The following is a 16988-nucleotide window of genomic DNA, read 5'->3' on the forward strand; positions in this document are numbered from 1 at the left end:
ATGTCGTTGCAAACGCGCATTGCCCTGACGATGGTCCTGCTGGCGGCGTTGATGCTGGTGATCGGCGCGCTCGGGTTATCGGGCGCTTATAGGGCGAACCGCGCGAATCGCGATACGTACGAGAACAAGCTGGCCGCGACCATTCACATCGGCGAGGCCGAGCTATCGATCGCCCGAACGCGGCTCGTGCTGGGCGGCGTCACGGCGCAAGCCGACGCGGCCCGCGCGCAGGAGCAGATCAAACGCGCGAGCGAATATTTCCGGCAGTCGGACGCTGCCTGGCGGCGCTTCGTCGATGGCGTGCACGAGCCGAACGAAGCCCCGTTGATCGAGGCGGCAACGCAGCGGCGCGACGCGTTACGCGACGCCATGAATGCCTTTATCGACGCGCTCAGAAACAACGATCAGGACAAGGCGACGAAGATCGGTACCGTGCAGTTGAGTCCGTTGTTCAACGACATGAACGTGGCCAACGACCAGCTGAAGCGCGCGCTCTACGAGAACGCAAAACGCAGCTACCTGGCAGCCGAGGGTTATTTCAACCTGTTCGTCGCAGGGTCGAGCGTATTGATTGCGCTGGGCATTCTGGCGGCGGTCTTCAGCTGGGCCAGCCTGCGCCGCGCGATCATGAAGCCGCTTGCCGATACGCTCGCGCACTTCGAAGCGATTGCGTCGGGTGAACTGCGCAGAGACATCGCCACCTCGCGTGGCGATGAAATGGGTCTGCTGCTGCGCGGACTGCGCGCGATGCAGACGCAGTTATCGCATACGGTGATGACCGTGCGTCGCAGTTGCGAATCCATCGGCACGGCGACGCGTGAAATCGCAGCGGGCACGCTCGATCTGTCGTCGCGTACCGAAGAGCAGGCCGCATCGCTCGAACAGACGGCGGCGAGCATGACCGAACTCACGGCGACGGTGCGGCAGAACGTCGACCAGGCACAACAGGCCCGCATGCTGGCCGATGAAGCGTCGCTCGCCGCGAAACACGGCAGCGCGACGATCGGTCAGATGAACAGCACGATGTTGCGGATCGACGGCAGTTCTCGCCGGATCGCCGATATCACTCAGGTCATTGAAGGCATCGCCTTTCAGACCAACATCCTCGCGCTGAATGCAGCGGTCGAGGCCGCGCGGGCAGGTCAGCACGGCCGGGGCTTCGCGGTCGTCGCCGCCGAGGTGCGCGCGCTGGCGCAGCATGCGTCGACGGCTTCAAAGGAGATCGGCGGACTGATCGCGGACTCGGTCGGCGCGATCGTCGACGGGACGGCACTCGCCGTGGACGCGACCCACGCGATGAACAACGTGCTGGTTGCAGCGCAGCGCTTCTCGACGATGATGAGCGGGATCGTGGATGCGGCGGAACAGCAGCGCTCGGGCATCGAACAACTGGATGCGGCGATCGGACTGATGGATTCGATCACGCAACAAAACGCCGCGCTGGTGGAGCAGGCCAGTGCTGCCGCGCAGACGCTCGATCAGCAATCGCTGGAGTTGGGACGGCAGGTCGCCGTGTTCCGTGTGATGGGCAGCGATTGATGATTGAAGATCGAGGCCTGCGGCAGACGAGACGGGACGCGGCATGCGAGTCCCGTCACTGACACAATCTAGCTCAGGCCCGCCGCAGTGCGTATTTCCGCCGTATGTTCGCCGAGCGCCGGCACATGCAGATTGGGCTTCCCCGGTTCACGCTCGAAGCGGATCGGCGTGTCGAGATGCAGATTACCTTGCGGGTCGGCGAGCAACATGCCGCGTGCGCTGACGTGCTCGTGCCGCACCGCCTGCGCATAGCGCAATACCGGGACCGCACTGATCGCATGGGCGGCCAGCCATTCAAGCCACTCGGCAAGCGGCTTGCGCCTGAACACCTCAGCAAGAAAAACGCGCAGCGGGTCTTGCGCGGCGCCCGGCTTATCGAGCGCGACGGCAACCAGATCGGGTCGTTCGAGCGCAGTCAGCAGCGCACGGGCAAAGCGCGGTTCGCCAGCACCCAGGCATAGCCATCCACCGTCTCCGGTTTCGTACGGCTCCAGCATCGCGTAGCCGAGCGTGACGTCGGCTGCGGCGCTTTCCGCCAATGCGTTAAAGAGCGCGTTGGGGCGCGTGCTCAGCGCAACGTCATGCATCGAGATGTCGATATGGTCGCCCAGACCGGAGGTGCGTGCCGCGATCAGGGCCATCAGAATGCCGGCAAGCGCACTATGCGCGCTACACCACGACGCGATCGACACGGCCGGAATCACCGGCGCGCCGTTGCGATCGAGCGGCAAAATGCCTGCGAGGGCCTGCACGGCGGGATCGTGGCCCGCGGCATCGCGCAACGGACCGCTTTGACCGAATGCACTGATCGAACAGTAGACGAGCCGCGGGTTCAACTGCCGCACAACCTCCGCATCGATGCCCAGCCGCGTGGTGACGCCCGGGCTGAACGATTCGATCAGGACGTCCGCATTGCGAATCAGTTCGAGCGCGGCGTTACGGTCTGCTGGCTGCTTCAGATCGAGCACGATGCTGCGCTTGCCGCGATTGAGCGCCGAAAACGAATCGCCGGCATTTTGCGTGGCACGGGTGCGCCGGCCGGCGCGCGTCGGATCGCCGTCCGGCCCTTCGACCTTGACGACGTCGGCCCCGTGGTCGGCCATGATCGACGAGATGAGTGGACCCGCCATGAAGCGGGAGAAATCGAGTACGCGGATACCTGAGAGCTTCAAGTCGATACCTGCATCGAGTGGTGGAAAAGAAGACGCCCGCTTCACGCGGGCGCCAGATGCGCGGAATCAGCGCTTCGCTTAATGGCCGTGCCTAGCGGCCAAAATTAACAGCCAATTTAACGGCCAGTGAATTTCGGCGGACGTTTCTCGATGAAAGAGCGCACGCCTTCCGTCGAGTCGGCGGTGCCGACCAGCGACGATTGTGCGAGCCGCTCGAACAGACGTCCCGTTTCGGTATCGACGTTCTGGCACGTGTTGGTGACGTGCTTGCCGATGCCGACTGCTTGCGGCGCGCCCTTCATCAGCAGCTTCGCAAACGCGAATGCTTCGGCTTCCAGCTGATCGTGTTCGACCACGCGGCGCACGAAGCCCATGCTGCGGATTTCTTCCGCGTCGACGGTACGGCCCGTCATGACCAGGTCCTTCACGTTCTCGATGCCGATCATCTGGATCATGCGCGAGCATGCACCCGACGCTGGAATCACGCCGATGAAGATTTCCGGCAGCAGGAAGGTGGCCTGCTTCGACGCGAAACGGAAATCGCACGACGCGGCCAGTTCAATACCGCCGCCCGCGCAAATACCGTTGATCGCTGCGATCACGGGCTTTTCAATCGCTTCGAGATCGTCGAGCATATCGTGATTGGCGCGCACGTAGGCACGATAGTGCGGCAGCGGCATGCCGCGTTCGCCCTGCAATTCCTTCACGTCGCGGCCTGCGCTAAAGCCGCGGCCCTCGCCGGTGAGCACGATCACGCGCACGCTGTCGTCGTAATTGAGGCGCCACATCGCCGCGCGAATCTCGCCGATCATCGCGGAGTTGAAAGCGTTCAGCTTGTCGGGGCGTTTCAGCGTGAGTTTGGCGATGCCTTCTTCCGGCATCGTGATTTCGATCGTTTCAAACTCTTCTTTCTCGATCAGATAGCCGCGCGGGCCGGATGAGCGGTTCAATGTCCAATCCATGATGTCTCCTTAAGCGTAGTGAAAAATCGGGCGCCAGCTCTGTCGGCTCAGCCGCGTTTGCCTGGTGCGAGCTGGTCGCGAAGTTCGCGTTTGAGGATCTTCCCGACGCTGTTCATCGGGAAGGTCGAAATGAAATGTACCGCCTTGGGCGATTTGTAGCCGGCGAGTTGCTTGCGAGCAAAGCCGATGAGTTCGGCTTCCGATACCTCGAATCCATCGCGCAGCGAGACGACGGCGGTGACCTGTTCACCCCATTCTTCGCTCGGCAAGCCGATCACGGCGACGGTTCCTACCGCGGGGTGCTCTGACAGCACGGCCTCGACTTCCGCGGACGACACATTCATCCCGCCCGTCACGACCATGTCTTTCGCGCGGTCGACGGCAAACAGATAGCCGTCGTCGTCGAGGTATCCGACGTCGCCCGTATAGACCCATTCGCCGCGCAAGGTCCTGGCGGTTTCTTCAGGCCGATTCAGATAGCCGGAGAAGTTGCTGGGCGAGCGCACGGTGATTTCGCCCACCTCGTTCGCGGTGAGTAGCGGCGTGCCGTCCTTCAGGTCGCGAATGCAGATTTCCGCGTAGCGCGCGGGCTGTCCTGCCGACGCCAGCTTGGCAGGCGCACCGCCTTGCTCGCGCGCCGTGCGGTGATCTTCAGGCATCAGATACGAAACGAGCCCACCCATTTCCCCGCCGCCGAAACCCTGGTAGAAATCGCACTGCAAGACTTCAAGCGCGCGGCGGATCGTGTTGGGCGGCATTTTCGCGCCGGTATAGCCGAACAGACGCAGCGACTCGATCTGGTAGCTGGATTTCGATAGTTCATCGACCAGGCGGCTCATCATCGTCGGCACACCGCAAGTGTGCGTGACGCGATGGGTTTCGATCTGCCGCAGCGCGGTTTGCGGGTTGAAATCGGCCATCAGTACATTGCCGACACCGTGCCAGGCCGCCGCGATTGCCATCCAGATTCCCGCACCGGAGAACAGCGGCAGCATTTGCAGGAACGGGCCGTCTTTCGCCACGGGCAACTGCGTGAAGAAGTTATTGATGCTCGAGAGAATCTGCCGGTGCGTGCCGAGACATCCTTTCGGCGCGGCGGTCGTGCCGCTCGTATAGCGGATCGTGCGGATTTCGTCGGGATCGTTTTCAACAGGCGGGGTTGTATCGGCCGCGTTCGCACACAATTCGTGATGACTGATCCAGCCAGGCCGTGCCGCATTCTCTCCCCGCACGATCACGGATACGCCGGGACGGTCGAGCAGTGCACCGAATGCGTCGACGAATTCCGCGTCGATTACGATCGCGTTCGGCTTTGAATCGTCGAACAGCACCTTGATCTCGGCAGGGGTGAGGCCGTAGTTGATCGGTACGGCCAGCAGACCGCCCTTGGCCAGCGCGAAAATCATCTCGACTGACGCTGCGCCGTTACGCACGATCGTCGCCACGCGATCGCCTTTGACGAGTCCTGCCTGCAGCAGTCCGTTGGCGATACGATTGGTGGTCCGATCGAGCTCGTGCCAGCTTATAACGCGATTGCCTTCGATAAGCGCGGCCGCATCGGGTGAGCGCTCGGCATTGCGAACGACCAGGTCGCCGACTCGCAGATTGATCATTGTTTCTATCTCCTTCCATGGGGCGAGTATCAGGTAGCTAACCGAGGTACCTAAGTTCTGTATGTTAGCGCCGGGCGTATATAACGAGAATCAAATTATCCGCAACGATTCATAGAAATTGACGAACAATTGGACTGTCCCGCGCAGAGCGCCCGCGGGACGGTATCCGTTATTCGATTTACTCGATAGGTCCATCGCTTATTGATGATTCTCGCAACGATAGCGATTCATTACACTGGATGACGATGGGAATAACGCGGCCCGCGTAAAAAAATGAGCCTTGCAGGAGACAAACATGAATCGGGACAGACGGATTGGCGCCAGTCGTGGCGGCCTATACGGAGGGATGTCGAACGGGGGATTACATCGCACCGCGTTGCTTTGCCTTGACGTCGAATGGCGTGGGGGTTCCCGATGAACCGTGCGGATAGAGGAAGCGCGGTCATCGCGATCTCTGAGTTGATCGAGAATCACAAGCCCGGCCGTTTTGCTTTTGCACTGATTGCGTGGTGTTTTCTGATTGTGCTGATCGATGGCTACGATCAGGTGGCCGTCGCGTTTTCGGCCCCTGCGCTGATCAAGGCGTGGCATACGAATGCCGCCAGCTTCGGACACGTGTTCGGATACAGCCTGTTCGGCGTGTTGGTGGGTTCATTGCTGCTGGGATTTATCGGTGACCGTTTTGGCCGCCGCCCTGCGATCATCTACGGCTCGCTGTTCTTCGGTGCGTTGACGTACGCGTGTGCCTATGCAACCTCGCTGGAGCAGCTGAGCGTGCTGCGTTTTTTCGCGGGCATTGGAATGGGCGGGGTCGTGCCGAACACCGTTGCGCTCGTGTCCGAGTATGCGCCCAAGGCACGGCGCGCGACGTGGATCACGCTGATGTTTTCGGGCTTCTCGGTCGGCGCGGGCGGAGGCGGGGTGGTGGCCTCATGGCTGCTGCCGCATTTCGGCTGGCCCGTCGTCTTCCAGGTGGGCGGGGTCAGCGCGATCGCGGTGGGGCTCGCATCGTTCGCACTGTTGCCGGAGTCGATTCGCTTTCTGGTTCTCAACCAACGTGCGCCGCAGCGCATCGCGCGACTTGCACGGCATCTGCGCGCCGGCGTGGTAGTGAGCGATGACGCGACGTATGTTCTCGATGACGAGAAGCCGGCACAGCGGGCGAGCGTGGTCGCGCTATTCGGCAACGGCCTCGGCGTCGTGACACCGTTGCTTTGGATTCTGTTCATTCTCAATTCGCTCGCACTGCATTTTTTGCAGAACTGGCTGCCGATTCTGTTCAGCATGAGCGTGGTGGCGCCTGAACGCGCGGCGCAGCTGGCGATGATGTTTCCCGTCGGCGGCACGGTCGGTGCGTTGGCCCTGAGCCGCTTCGTTGACCGATATGGCATTGCCGTCATTGCAATGCTCGCGGTGCTTGGGTGTCCGATTACGGCTTCGCTCGGTATGCCGATGCCTGCCGCGCTGCTCTATGCCGCCGTGTTTGCAAGCGGCGTATGTGTGATCGGTGCGCAGTTTGCGCTGTATGGCGTGTCAGGGATGGTGTATCCAACCGCATTGCGCTCCGCAGGCGTGGGTTTTGCGATTGGCGTCGGCAAACTTGGCTCGGTCGTGGGGTCGCTGCTAGGTGGCATCCTGCTTGCAATGCATCTTGGCATAGCGAAATTGTTTTTCGAGGTGTCGACGGTGTTTGTGTTTATTTTTCTGTTCGCATCGCTTCTTGCATGGACTCAACGTGGCACGGCAGTTTGGCAACGAGAGACCACGAACGCGTCAGAATCGGACGGTTCTGATCTGCCGGCGTCGCGGCCCACCTTGGGCTCGAACGGCTGAGAGGGCATGCATGCCCGCGCCGCTGCACGGCTCAACGCGGCCAGTGCTTGCGCGAGACGATCGCGAAGCTCACTGCGATCGCGCCTGTTGTTGGGCGAATAGGCATGTCGGCTATCGCGTCGCCGAAGCGGCGGCGACGAGCGTGGCCATTGCGCGGATCGGGACTGGGGACCGAGCCCGTATCGGGTTCGCCGTCGGCGTTGTATTGGCGCGGGGTGGCGGATTCACGGGAACCCTGCGTCTGGTGGTTCAGCGGGCTTCGAAAGGACATGATGGATAACTCCGGGAAGGAATGCCCTTATTGAACGCTTCGCCTATCAATTAGTAAAATGAATGTTTTGACCAATCCGATAACTTCGTGGAATGGAACTGAAACTGCTGAAGACGTTTCTGACCGTTGTCGAACTGCGCCATTTCAGTCGCGCGGCGGATGCACCGCACATGAGCCAGCCGGCGCTCAGCAAGCAGGTCGGCGCGTTGGAGGCAAGCCTGGGTGGCAAGTTGTTCGAAAGAGGGCGGCACGGCGCGGAACTCACCCTGTTCGGCGAGAGTTTCCTGCCCGATGCGCAGGCGCTCGTCCGCGACGCGGATGAGATCCTGCTGCGTGCGCGAGAGGCAAGCAGCGGCCGGCGTGGTCATTTGCGCCTCGGTATATGTCTGTCCGTGCTGACGGTCGTGCCGCGGATTGTCGCCGATTTCCGCCTGCAGCATCCCGAGGTCGCTGTCACGTTATGCGACCTTTCGTCCGCCGAGCAAACGCGCCGCCTGCTGGCGGGCAAGCTGGATGCCGGCTTCATGCGCTTGCCGGCCACGGAGGGCCTTTCGTCGTTCCGTATGCTCGACGAAGCGCTTGCACTGGCATTGCCGCCCCACCTGGGATACGCGCGGCTCCCGGCTGATCTCGGCGTTCTCAATGAAATCGGCTTCGTCGCGTTGCAGCGCATGCGCGGCCCCGGGCTCGCTGCACAGATTGACCGGTGGTGCCTCGAACGCCGCTTTGTCCCGAACGTGACGCAATACGCTGAAGACGTGCAGTCCGTCCTCGCGTCAGTCGTCGCGGGAGTGGGCGTCGCGTTCATCCCTTCGCGTGCGCAGCATTTGCTGCGTGATGCGACGGTACTCAGGCTGCCCGGCAAAGAGGCGAAGTGGCGCGTGGGCCTCGCATGGCCGTCCGTGTGCGTAAATCCGGTTACGACGCGCTTTGTGTCGTTCGTGCGCTCGGCGATGAAAGGCGCGCTATCCGTGCAGGATTAACGCATGGTTAGCGCACGGCTATTGCGCGCATGCGTCGTGCGTGCCGGGTGAATTCACAGGGTTGCCCGGATTGTCGAGCCGGATCATCTGACCGTGATGCAGCACCGTGAACGCGTCGTCGGGCAGGCCGGCTTCACGTGCGGCTACGGCCAGTTTTTTCGGCGGTTCGTCGAGCGGCTCGTCGGCGAGTTCGAACGTTCCCCAGTGAATGCCGATGGCTTTTTTCGCATGCACGTCCTGGAAAATCTGCACGGCCTGTTGCGGGTCGACGTGCTGTGGGGCCATGAACCAGCGCGGCGCATATGCGCCGATCGGGATCAGCGCGAGATCGAAGCAGCCGAACGCCGCGCCGATCCGCTTCGCGTCGTCCGAATAGCCGGTGTCGCCCGCGAAATACAGCGAGAACGGATGCGCTGCGCGCGACGGTGTCTTCAGGACCCAGCCGCCCCATAGCGTCTCGTTGCGGTCGGTGAGACTGCGTGCGGACCAATGCGTCGCGGGCACGAACCAGAAGTCGAGCCCCGACGCTTGCGTCCGGTCGCCCCAGTCCAGTTCCTGCGCATGGGTGATGCCTTTCTGCGCGAGCCATTCCTTGATGCCGAGCGGCACGAGAAAGAGCGGCGGCCCGCCCGCTTGACCGTTCAATGCCTGCACGCTTGCCGCGTCGAGGTGATCGTAGTGGCTGTGTGAGATCAGCACGATGTCGATATGCGGCAATTCGGCGAGCGTCAAACCGGGTGGCACGCGCCGCTTCGGCCCGATGAAGGAGAACGGCGATGCACGTTCGGAAAACACCGGATCGGTCAGGATGTTCACGCCGTCGATCTGCAGCAACGCGCTAGCGTGGCCGATCCACGTCATCGTATTCTCGCTGCGGTTCGCCTTGATCCATTCGACGTCCGGATGATCCACGGGAAACGCGTAGCCGTTTTCGGGTGGCGGCGGCAGATGATGAATGAGACGGTTCCAGCGCCACTTCCAGACCGAGCCCCGCGCGAGTGGACCATCGTCGTTTTCGAAACCGTTATCCGTATGTGGCGCATGATGGATGCCGCTGGCGGAGAGGCGCTCGGGCGACGGATCGGATTCTTGCGCGCCGGCGGCACAGGTTGCCGTTGCGGCGCAGAGTGCGAAGACGGCATAAAGCACAGGCAGGCGTAATGGAGAGGGCATCGTGAATGGGACGAAGTGACTGAGCTTCCGTTGCATGAGGTTGCAAAGGCCACAGTGTAGACCGGCTGAAAAAGCGCAGCGCGCGCTGCTAGAATCGACAGGTCGTTTGCGTCTTGGGCAACATGCACGGCCAGGGAGCGGTTGCGGGCCGATCTCGACGGCGCGCGGATTCGAGCCATTCACGACCAGGCTGGCAAGTCGGTCAAAGGCGTGGAAGGCACGCTAACGGTACCCACAATGGCGCCGGCCGCGAAAAACGGCATTGACGGGAATACATCATGTCCACCGAGTGGAAGCGCAGATTCAGGCTGTTTATCCAGCGTTTCTGGCAGCCGACCAGTGCATGCATGACCTGCATGCCGGGAAGTTGGGGCAATGTGATGAGCCTTGCCCACTGGACGATTGCATTCCACACAGGTCTGCTCACGGGGCTCCTCGCGGTCTTGCTGACCTTCACGCCTGCGGCGAAACTCTACTCGCATCGATACGGCAATGCGCTGATCGTCGGCTGCCTGACAGCAATAGGCGATGCCTACGCGCACGTGAGTCACTACGGCATTCCCTACGTCGAGCACATTTTGACGGGCGCTATTTCTGCGCTTTTGACGCTGGCCGGCTCATATCTCTTCGAAGACCGTGCGCGGCGCCTTCGGGCGGCTTGGGCACGGGTTTTCGGATAACTTATCTGCTGGTTTGCTTTACGCCTTGGGTCAAACCGAAAGTGGCTTCCTGGCACGCACGAGGAATAGCGAACCCGCCTGAGTGGGCGCGACCCCATTCGCCGTGCGCTGGAACAACGCGAGGCCGGTCTGCGCCTCGACACGCTGAATGGCTTTCGTCAGCGCCGGCTGGCTCATGCCCAGCGCCTCCGCGGCCTTTCCGAAGCCGCCGTGCTCTTCTACCGCAAGCAGGTAATCCAGATCTCGCTTCGTCCGGCTCGACCGGCAAGATCAAGGCAGCCATGCAGACCTACGGTAACCGTCTCGCGTCGCTGCGCAAGATTCTGCAGGGCATGGATTGTCCTGCGAAACCCGGCGACCGGCTCGCGTTGATCGGTCCGGTCACCCACGCGTCCGGCATGCTGATGCGGCCGTACCTGTATTCGGGTGCCACGCTCGTCTTGTTCGACACGTTCGAGCCCGCTCACTTTCTGCGGGAAATCGAGCGGCTACGGATCACGCACGTGTTCATGGTACCCGCGATGATCAATATGCTTCTCAACGATCCCGCACTGGACACCGCCGATCTGCAGAGCCTGAAGATGCTCGGCTACGGTGCGGCGCCCATGGCGCCGGCGCGTATTCAGGAAGCGTGGGCGCGGATCGGGCCGGTGCTGTCGCAAGGTTACGGCGCGAGCGAGTCGACCTCGGGTGTCACGCGCCTCTCCATCGCCGATCATGCGGACGCGATTGCCAATCTGGAAAGATCGTCTACGAGGGCTATTTCAACTCCTATACGTCGCATCAGACTCACGCGTGGGCCTCCATGACCAAATCGTCAATGAGTGACCCACTTTCTTATCCAGGAGAAGCCAGCAGTATTTCCCTCGTTAATACGCGCGCGAGACACGCAAATACCGTGCTGCCTCCCACGCCAAAGAATGAAGTGGTTTGCGTAAATGCACTGATCAAGTTCAGAGCGGGCTCCCATACTGACGGCATCGGAGTGAGCGACGAGGTTGGCTGTCGCTACCATGTGCCGTGGGTATGGTGCGAACTCCTCCTGACCTATGATAAAGGGATGTTTAAATTGCTCGGCTGCGGATCTATTTTTCCAACGCATTATTTTTATATTGAAGGCACGAAGGTGCTCGCGCAGGAAGAGGTGGCGGATTTAAGTTTTCCGAAGAGCGGTGCACTGACCATTAACGAAAGTGCGCTGAACCTCTACCCGGTATTGTCGAAGGGCGCGCCTGCATCAGGACCGCAAACGAGTCTAGCCGCGGAGACGGGGCTTTCCGGCCCCGTTAGAAGGCATAGGTATACGGCCGACGGGAAGATAGATGGCTCCGGAAACATTGTTCCACTCGTACATCTCTTTACAATCTAGATCATGGAGCCATGTCACATGTCACATGGCGCGCACAGAGCCGGCCGCTGAGCTTCGCGGGGCCTGGCGGAGTTGCAGGCCACCGCGCCCGCACGCATTCACCCATGCCGCCCCGCAAGCCATCGCTCATTCGAGTTCCACGCCGCGCAACTCGGGAATCAGGAACAGCGTCGCCGCGATATCGATGACGTAGATACCGGCGAGCAGCGCGATTGCCGTACCGAACGAATAGTGTGCCGCCAGCGCACCAATGGCGAGCGGCCCGAAACCGCCAACCGCCCGGCCGATGCTCCACAGCACGTTTTGCGCGGTGCTGCGGGCATGAGTGGGGTACAACTCGGCCATCAGCGCGCCATAACCGCCCATCATGCCGTTGACGAACACCCCCATGAAAATGCCGCCGACCAGCAGCGCCTCAGGCGACCTGAGCGTCGAATAAATCAGAACCATGACCAGCGCGCCGATCTGATAGCCGATAAAGGCCGGTTTGCGTCCGACACGATCCGCAAGCTGGCCGAAGATCCAGATGCCCACCAACATGCCGACAATCGAACAGCCGGTCCAGACAGCGGATTTTCCCAGCGTGTAGCCGAACGTCTTCGACAGATACGCAGGCATCCAGACGATCATCGCGTAGTAACCGAAGTTCTGCACCGAGCACAGAATGATGACGCCGATGCTGCGGCGCGTGGCGGTGGCATCGCGAAACAGTGTCTTGACCGGGAACTCACGCTTGACCGTGGCCGCCTTACGCACGAACAGTTCCGATTCGCCGATGGCCTTGCGGATGATGAACGAGCCGACGGCAGGAAAGAGGCCGACCACGAACATGCCGCGCCAGCCGATATGCGGCAGCAACAGCGGCGTGACGACCGCCGCTGCCAGCACGCCGGCTTGCCAGCCCATGCCGACATACGACGAGACGCGGCCGCGCTTGTTAGCCGGCCACGCTTCGATGGCAAGCGCCATGCCGATACCGAACTCGCCACCCAGCCCCACGCCGGCAGCGAAGCGATAGGCGAGAAGATCCCAGTAGCTGGTGGCAAGCGCGCACAAACCGGTGAAGAGCGCGAACATCAGAATCGTATAGGTCAGAACCCGTACGCGGCCAAGATAATCGCTGAGAATGCCGAAGCCGATGCCACCCAGCACGCCGCCCACCAGCGTCCACGTGACGAGCGAGCCGGCTTGCGAACTCGTCAGCCCGAGGTCGGTGGAGATGAGGCTGAGCATGAAGCCGAGGATCAGCAGATCGAAGCCGTCCATCGCGTAGCCGGAGACCGCGGCGATGAGCGCGCGTGCGGGGCGTCGGGAGTCGGCGGACGAAAGCGACTCGCGTTCCGTGGCGATCGTGTCGGTCGAGTCGAGGGCGGCTGTGCCGTCTGATTTATAGCGAGTCATGATAGAGGTCCCCTGAGGTGGCGATGCCCGGCGCGTGTCCGATGTGCGACGCGTCAGTCCTTGTTGTAGGGCAGCGGCGCGCCGGCGCCGGTGCGTTCGACGATCAGGCCGTAGTGTTCCGGCCGGCGGTGTTTGGCAAAGTTGAAGACGTGTTCGCGGAACGTGTCACCCAATGCGAGGTCCACGTTCGCGAAGATCACTTCATCGCTTTCGCTTGCGCTCTGCGCCACGATCTCACCTGAGGGCGCCACGATCACCGATCCGCCGATCATGTGGAAGCCGTCTTCCGCACCGCACTTCGCGGCGGCGCCGATCCACATCGCGTTCTGATAGGCGCTGGCTTGCAGGGAAATCAGATGCGTGTGCATACGCAGGTGAGGCGGCTCGTTCCAATGAATGTTCCAGGACGGCGTGTTGTAGCCGAGCACGCCGAGTTCGGCGCTCTGCAACGACATCACGCGCCAGGTTTCCGGCCAACGGCGGTCGTTGCACAGGCACATGCCGACCTTGGTGCCGAATGCTTCGAAGACGGGAATGCCCCGGTCACCCACTTCGAAAAACTTCTTCTCGAGATGCTGAAATGGCGCGTCGGGCTTGTGGTCCGAGTGGCCGGGCAAATGGATCTTCCGGTATTTGCCGACCACATTCGCAGCCTTATCGACCAGCACCGCGGTATTGAAGCGGCGTCCCTCCGGCGTGATTTCCGCATAGCCGAGATAGAAGCCGATGCCGAGTTCGCGTGCCGCGTCGAACAGCGGTTGCACATGAACGTTCGGCATGGACCGTTCGAAGAAACGTTCGACGGCTTCTTCTTCGCTCATCCAGTAACGCGGGAAGAACGTGGTGAGCGCCATTTCGGGGAACACAACCAGGTCGGCGTTGCGGCTTTTCGCTTCGCGCAGCATATCGACGAGGCGCGCGACGACAGCGGCGCGACTGTCGGCCAGATGGACCGGTCCCATTTGTGCGACGGCGAGACCGAGTTTGCGAGCATGGCTCATGAGTACCTCTTGCTGAAAATGAATGGGGATGGGCGGTGTTTACTTCTGCTCGTGTGCGCCGTAGCTGAGCGAGCGGAAAAAGCGGGTCGAGGGCGTGAGCTCGCGTTCGGTCGCGCAGGGCATCGGCGTCGTGCGCGGGATGAAGCGTCCGCTGCCGCGCTCGGCATGTAGCTCGCCGCGTTCGACGATCACGCGTCCGGCACTGACCACCGTCTCCGGCCAGCCGGTCACGCGCATGCCTTCGTATGGCGTATAGCCGACGTTGTCGTGCAGCGTGGCGGCGCTCAGCGTGACTTCACGCAGCGGGTTCCAGATCGCGACGTCGGCGTCGGCGCCCGGCTGCAGCAGTCCCTTGCGCGGGAATAGCCCATACATGCGCGCGTGATTGGTCGCACTGAGCGCGACGAATTCGGGCAGCGTGAGCCGCTTCTTGCCGACGCCTTCGGAAAACAGCAGCGGCAAGCGCGTTTCGAGTCCGGGCATGCCGTTGGCGATCTCCTTGAAGGTGGTCGCATCGCCTTTCGGCAATTTGCCGCTGGCGTCGTAGCGATACGGCGCGTGATCCGACGAGAGAGTCTGCAAGGTGCCCTGTTTTAACGCTTCCCAGAGCGCTTGCTGCGCGTCGGCATCTCGCAGGGGCGGGCTGCAGCAATATTTGGCGCCCTCGGTGCCGGGCAGGTCCATGTCGTCTTCGGTGAGCACCAGATAGTGCGGACAGGTCTCGCCATACACCTGCGCGCCCATCTTCTGCGCGGCCTGGATGGTGGCGAGCGCCTCGCGCGCGGACACGTGCACGATCAGAATCGGCACATCGAACAGGCGCGACAACTGGATCACGCGATGCGTGGCTTCCGATTCCGCAAGCTGCACATGGCTCGCGCCGTGAAACTTCGGGGCGGTATAGCCCCGCTCCAGCAAGCGTTGCGATACCCATTTGATGACGTCGTTGTTCTCCGCATGCACCATTACGAGCGCGCGTTCGCGCGCGGCCACCGCGAGCACGTCGAGCATCTGGTAGTCGTCGATTTTCAACTGCTCGTAAGTCATGTAGACCTTGAACGACGTGATGCCCGAGCGGATCAGTTCCGGCAGATCCGTATTCAGTGTTTGCGAATCCGTCTCGGACAGGATCATGTGATAGCTGTAGTCGATCACCGATTTTTCGCGGGCGAGCTGGGCATAGTCCGCGGCCACCTGAGCGAGCGCCATGCCGCGATGCTGGGCGGCGAACGGCACGATCGTGGTTGTGCCACCGAAGGCGGCGCAAACGCTGGCCGTGTACCAGTCGTCCGCGCCCATGCGGCCCATGCCGGAGCGTTGTTCGACATGGCAGTGCGAGTCGATGCCGCCTGGCAGGACGTAGCAGCCGGCCGCGTCGATGTCGCGCCGGCCGGCGGGCAGGTCGTTTTCCACCGCGACGATGCGATCGCCGACTATGCCGATATCGGCCCGGAAAGTATCCACGTCGCTGGCGACCGTGCCGCCGCGTATCGTCAAATCAAAATCATTCATGTGCGGGAGTGATTGAAGGTGAGTGGGCTAGCGCGCGTTGCCACCAGGCGACGCATTCGCGCGCCAGCATGTCCGTCGCGTCGAGAACGGGCACGCCGAAGCTCTGGCCGGCGAGCGCAACGGGGATTTCAGTGCAGGCCAGCAGCAGGGCGTCGACCGGGCTGTCGGCGAGCGCTTCGGCCGCGCTGCGCAGCAGCAGGCGGCCCTGTTCAAGCTGGCCGGCTTTGACCGCATGAATACCGGCCATCACCTGCGTCTCCTGACGGCTCGCGCCAGGCATGACGACTTCAATGCCGGCGCGCTCGAGTTCGCTGTGATAGATACGCGCCTGCAAGGTGGCCGAGGTGGCGAGCAAGCCGACGCGGCGCACCGAATCGGCGCGGCGGCCAATGGCGTCGCAGGCCGCGTGGCCGATATGCAGCACGGGCACGCGCGTCGCTGCCGCGAGCCGGCCATGCCACAGATGGGCGGTATTGCATGGAATCGCGATGGCATCGGCCCCCGCGTTTTCCAGCACACGCAACCCGGCAAGCAGGTAGTCCCAGGGCGCGTCGGAGCCCGTCAGAAACGCGGTGCTGCGATCGGGTATCTGCGGAACGCTATGGACAATTACGGGGATATGGTCCTGATCGTGACGGGCCGGCGTGGCGTCGATCACCTTGTGCATGAAGTCGACCGTTGCCAGCGGACCCATGCCCCCCAGTACGCCGAGCGTCGGCAACGCGGATGCGGTGTGATTCATGCGCGCACCTGAGCGGTGTCCCGTACCCGGGCGATCGCGAAGCTCACCGCCGCCGTACACGGGTCGACCACGGGCAGGCCCGCAGCGGCTTCGATTTTGGCGCGCAACGCGGCCATGCCCGCGCAGCCGAGCACGATCACATCGGCGCCGTCCACATCGCGCAGCATCCGCGCCGTCTCGTTCATGCGCTCGAGGGCGAGCGTTTCATCGCCCGATTCCGCGACGGACAGGTCGATCGAGCGTTCGCCCGCGATCTTCCGTTCGAGGCCGAGCGCGCGGTAGTAGCGCCAATGGCGGGCGATGCCGGCCGCGCTAATCGCGATCACGCCGATCCTCTCGCCGAGCAGCGACGCCGTGGCGAGGCCGGCCTGGCCGATGCCGATCACCGGCTTGCGGGTGACCTCACGCGCCGCGAAAAGGCCCGGATCGCTATAGCAGGCGAGAACGAACGCGCTGAAGCGGGCTTCATGCTGTTCGATGAACGCCGAGACGAGCGGCGCGGCGCGGTCGGCATCGCGCTGCGACACGATGCCCGGTGGCGCCGCATCCAGCGTGACACATTGCAGCGAGCCGGGGCCGCCGTGGACGAGTGGCTCGACGGCCCGCGCAATGCTCGCCGTTACGTTCTGAAGCGAATTCGGATTGATGACGCAGATCGGCTGTGACAAGAGAAACCTTCCCGTGTGATATCCATGTCGATACCCGAACCGTATCAATCGCCCATCCGGACGTGAAAT

Annotated in this window: 16 protein-coding genes and 1 pseudogene; 6 read left to right on the forward strand and 11 right to left on the reverse strand. The window is 62.3% G+C overall.

Annotated elements, in window-relative coordinates; translation table 11 throughout:
* A complete protein-coding gene (locus PQR53_RS12845; RefSeq protein ID WP_408453918.1) occupies window positions 1-1539 on the forward strand; it encodes a methyl-accepting chemotaxis protein in 1539 nt (512 codons plus the stop codon).
* Between the two features lie 68 nt (window positions 1540-1607).
* On the opposite strand, the gene PQR53_RS12850 is transcribed toward PQR53_RS12845, so the two are convergent.
* The 3 genes from PQR53_RS12850 to PQR53_RS12860 all read right to left on the reverse strand — a co-directional run bounded on the left by PQR53_RS12850 (window position 1608) and on the right by PQR53_RS12860 (window position 5286).
* Complete coding sequence (locus PQR53_RS12850) at window positions 1608-2711, reverse strand: CaiB/BaiF CoA transferase family protein (protein WP_408453921.1); 1104 nt, start codon at window positions 2709-2711, stop codon at window positions 1608-1610.
* A gap of 116 nt (window positions 2712-2827) precedes the next feature.
* The gene (locus PQR53_RS12855; RefSeq protein ID WP_408453924.1) at window positions 2828-3673 is read right to left on the reverse strand and encodes an enoyl-CoA hydratase/isomerase family protein; all 846 of its coding nucleotides are present in this window, start codon (window positions 3671-3673) and stop codon (window positions 2828-2830) included.
* Between the two features lie 47 nt (window positions 3674-3720).
* A complete protein-coding gene (locus PQR53_RS12860) occupies window positions 3721-5286 on the reverse strand; it encodes an AMP-binding protein (protein ID WP_408453927.1) in 1566 nt (521 codons plus the stop codon).
* Between the two features lie 414 nt (window positions 5287-5700).
* Here PQR53_RS12860 and PQR53_RS12865 point away from each other — a divergent pair, with 414 nt between their 5' ends.
* Window positions 5701-7119 carry an MFS transporter gene (locus PQR53_RS12865; RefSeq protein WP_408453929.1) on the forward strand — a complete coding sequence of 473 codons (1419 nt, stop codon included), beginning with the start codon at window positions 5701-5703 and terminating at the stop codon, window positions 7117-7119.
* Window positions 7120-7150: 31 nt separating this feature from the next.
* Here the strand turns inward: PQR53_RS12865 and PQR53_RS12870 are convergent, their stop codons facing one another.
* Complete coding sequence (locus PQR53_RS12870; RefSeq protein ID WP_408453931.1) at window positions 7151-7390, reverse strand: hypothetical protein; 240 nt, start codon at window positions 7388-7390, stop codon at window positions 7151-7153.
* 92 nt (window positions 7391-7482) lie between these two features.
* On the opposite strand from PQR53_RS12870, the gene PQR53_RS12875 reads away from it, so the two are divergent.
* Window positions 7483-8373, forward strand: a complete 891-nt coding sequence (locus tag PQR53_RS12875; protein WP_408453934.1) for a LysR family transcriptional regulator — start codon at window positions 7483-7485, stop codon at window positions 8371-8373.
* A gap of 18 nt (window positions 8374-8391) precedes the next feature.
* Here the strand turns inward: PQR53_RS12875 and PQR53_RS12880 are convergent, their stop codons facing one another.
* Complete coding sequence (locus tag PQR53_RS12880) at window positions 8392-9546, reverse strand: MBL fold metallo-hydrolase (RefSeq protein ID WP_408454308.1); 1155 nt, start codon at window positions 9544-9546, stop codon at window positions 8392-8394.
* A 278-nt stretch (window positions 9547-9824) separates the two neighbouring features.
* Here PQR53_RS12880 and PQR53_RS12885 point away from each other — a divergent pair, with 278 nt between their 5' ends.
* Window positions 9825-10226, forward strand: a complete 402-nt coding sequence (locus tag PQR53_RS12885) for a hypothetical protein (protein ID WP_408453936.1) — start codon at window positions 9825-9827, stop codon at window positions 10224-10226.
* Between the two features lie 30 nt (window positions 10227-10256).
* Here PQR53_RS12885 and PQR53_RS12890 read toward each other — a convergent pair whose 3' ends face one another.
* Entirely contained in the window at window positions 10257-10466 is a 210-nt protein-coding gene (locus PQR53_RS12890; RefSeq protein ID WP_507022019.1) for a LysR family transcriptional regulator, read from the reverse strand.
* Between the two features lie 20 nt (window positions 10467-10486).
* Here PQR53_RS12890 and PQR53_RS12895 point away from each other — a divergent pair.
* A pseudogene (locus tag PQR53_RS12895) lies at window positions 10487-11035 on the forward strand (AMP-binding protein); the annotation flags it as partial.
* A gap of 11 nt (window positions 11036-11046) precedes the next feature.
* Entirely contained in the window at window positions 11047-11595 is a 549-nt protein-coding gene (locus PQR53_RS12900) for a hypothetical protein (protein ID WP_408453939.1), read from the forward strand.
* 126 nt (window positions 11596-11721) lie between these two features.
* Here the strand turns inward: PQR53_RS12900 and PQR53_RS12905 are convergent, their stop codons facing one another.
* Genes PQR53_RS12905 through PQR53_RS12925 form a run of 5 tightly spaced genes read right to left on the reverse strand, consistent with a single transcriptional unit; the run spans window position 11722 to window position 16919 of the window.
* Complete coding sequence (locus PQR53_RS12905) at window positions 11722-12996, reverse strand: MFS transporter (protein WP_408453941.1); 1275 nt, start codon at window positions 12994-12996, stop codon at window positions 11722-11724.
* Window positions 12997-13049: 53 nt separating this feature from the next.
* Entirely contained in the window at window positions 13050-13997 is a 948-nt protein-coding gene (locus PQR53_RS12910; protein ID WP_408453943.1) for an N-carbamoyl-D-amino-acid hydrolase, read from the reverse strand.
* A gap of 39 nt (window positions 13998-14036) precedes the next feature.
* Entirely contained in the window at window positions 14037-15509 is a 1473-nt protein-coding gene (hydA, locus tag PQR53_RS12915; protein ID WP_408453946.1) for a dihydropyrimidinase, read from the reverse strand.
* A complete protein-coding gene (gene cuyB / locus PQR53_RS12920) occupies window positions 15502-16251 on the reverse strand; it encodes a cysteate racemase (protein ID WP_408453949.1) in 750 nt (249 codons plus the stop codon). Before cuyB ends, hydA begins: the two co-directional genes overlap by 8 nt.
* The gene (locus tag PQR53_RS12925; protein WP_408453952.1) at window positions 16248-16919 is read right to left on the reverse strand and encodes an aspartate/glutamate racemase family protein; all 672 of its coding nucleotides are present in this window, start codon (window positions 16917-16919) and stop codon (window positions 16248-16250) included. Before PQR53_RS12925 ends, cuyB begins: the two co-directional genes overlap by 4 nt.
* Between the last annotated feature and the right edge of the window lie 69 nt (window positions 16920-16988).

The sequence above is a fragment of the Paraburkholderia fungorum genome, from assembly GCF_046027605.1.
Lineage (GTDB): Bacteria > Pseudomonadota > Gammaproteobacteria > Burkholderiales > Burkholderiaceae > Paraburkholderia > Paraburkholderia fungorum_F.

Coding starts and splice junctions, on each gene's coding strand:
- PQR53_RS12880 (WP_408454308.1), bottom strand. CDS start 9,546: ATGCCCTCTCCATTACGCCTGCCTGTGCTTTATGCCGTCTTCGCACTC.
- PQR53_RS12885 (WP_408453936.1), top strand. CDS start 9,825: ATGTCCACCGAGTGGAAGCGCAGATTCAGGCTGTTTATCCAGCGTTTC.
- hydA (WP_408453946.1), bottom strand. CDS start 15,509: ATGAATGATTTTGATTTGACGATACGCGGCGGCACGGTCGCCAGCGAC.
- PQR53_RS12870 (WP_408453931.1), bottom strand. CDS start 7,390: ATGTCCTTTCGAAGCCCGCTGAACCACCAGACGCAGGGTTCCCGTGAA.
- cuyB (WP_408453949.1), bottom strand. CDS start 16,251: ATGAATCACACCGCATCCGCGTTGCCGACGCTCGGCGTACTGGGGGGC.
- PQR53_RS12845 (WP_408453918.1), top strand. CDS start 1: ATGTCGTTGCAAACGCGCATTGCCCTGACGATGGTCCTGCTGGCGGCG.
- PQR53_RS12855 (WP_408453924.1), bottom strand. CDS start 3,673: ATGGATTGGACATTGAACCGCTCATCCGGCCCGCGCGGCTATCTGATC.
- PQR53_RS12910 (WP_408453943.1), bottom strand. CDS start 13,997: ATGAGCCATGCTCGCAAACTCGGTCTCGCCGTCGCACAAATGGGACCG.
- PQR53_RS12865 (WP_408453929.1), top strand. CDS start 5,701: ATGAACCGTGCGGATAGAGGAAGCGCGGTCATCGCGATCTCTGAGTTG.
- PQR53_RS12900 (WP_408453939.1), top strand. CDS start 11,047: ATGAGTGACCCACTTTCTTATCCAGGAGAAGCCAGCAGTATTTCCCTC.
- PQR53_RS12860 (WP_408453927.1), bottom strand. CDS start 5,286: ATGATCAATCTGCGAGTCGGCGACCTGGTCGTTCGCAATGCCGAGCGC.
- PQR53_RS12905 (WP_408453941.1), bottom strand. CDS start 12,996: ATGACTCGCTATAAATCAGACGGCACAGCCGCCCTCGACTCGACCGAC.
- PQR53_RS12875 (WP_408453934.1), top strand. CDS start 7,483: ATGGAACTGAAACTGCTGAAGACGTTTCTGACCGTTGTCGAACTGCGC.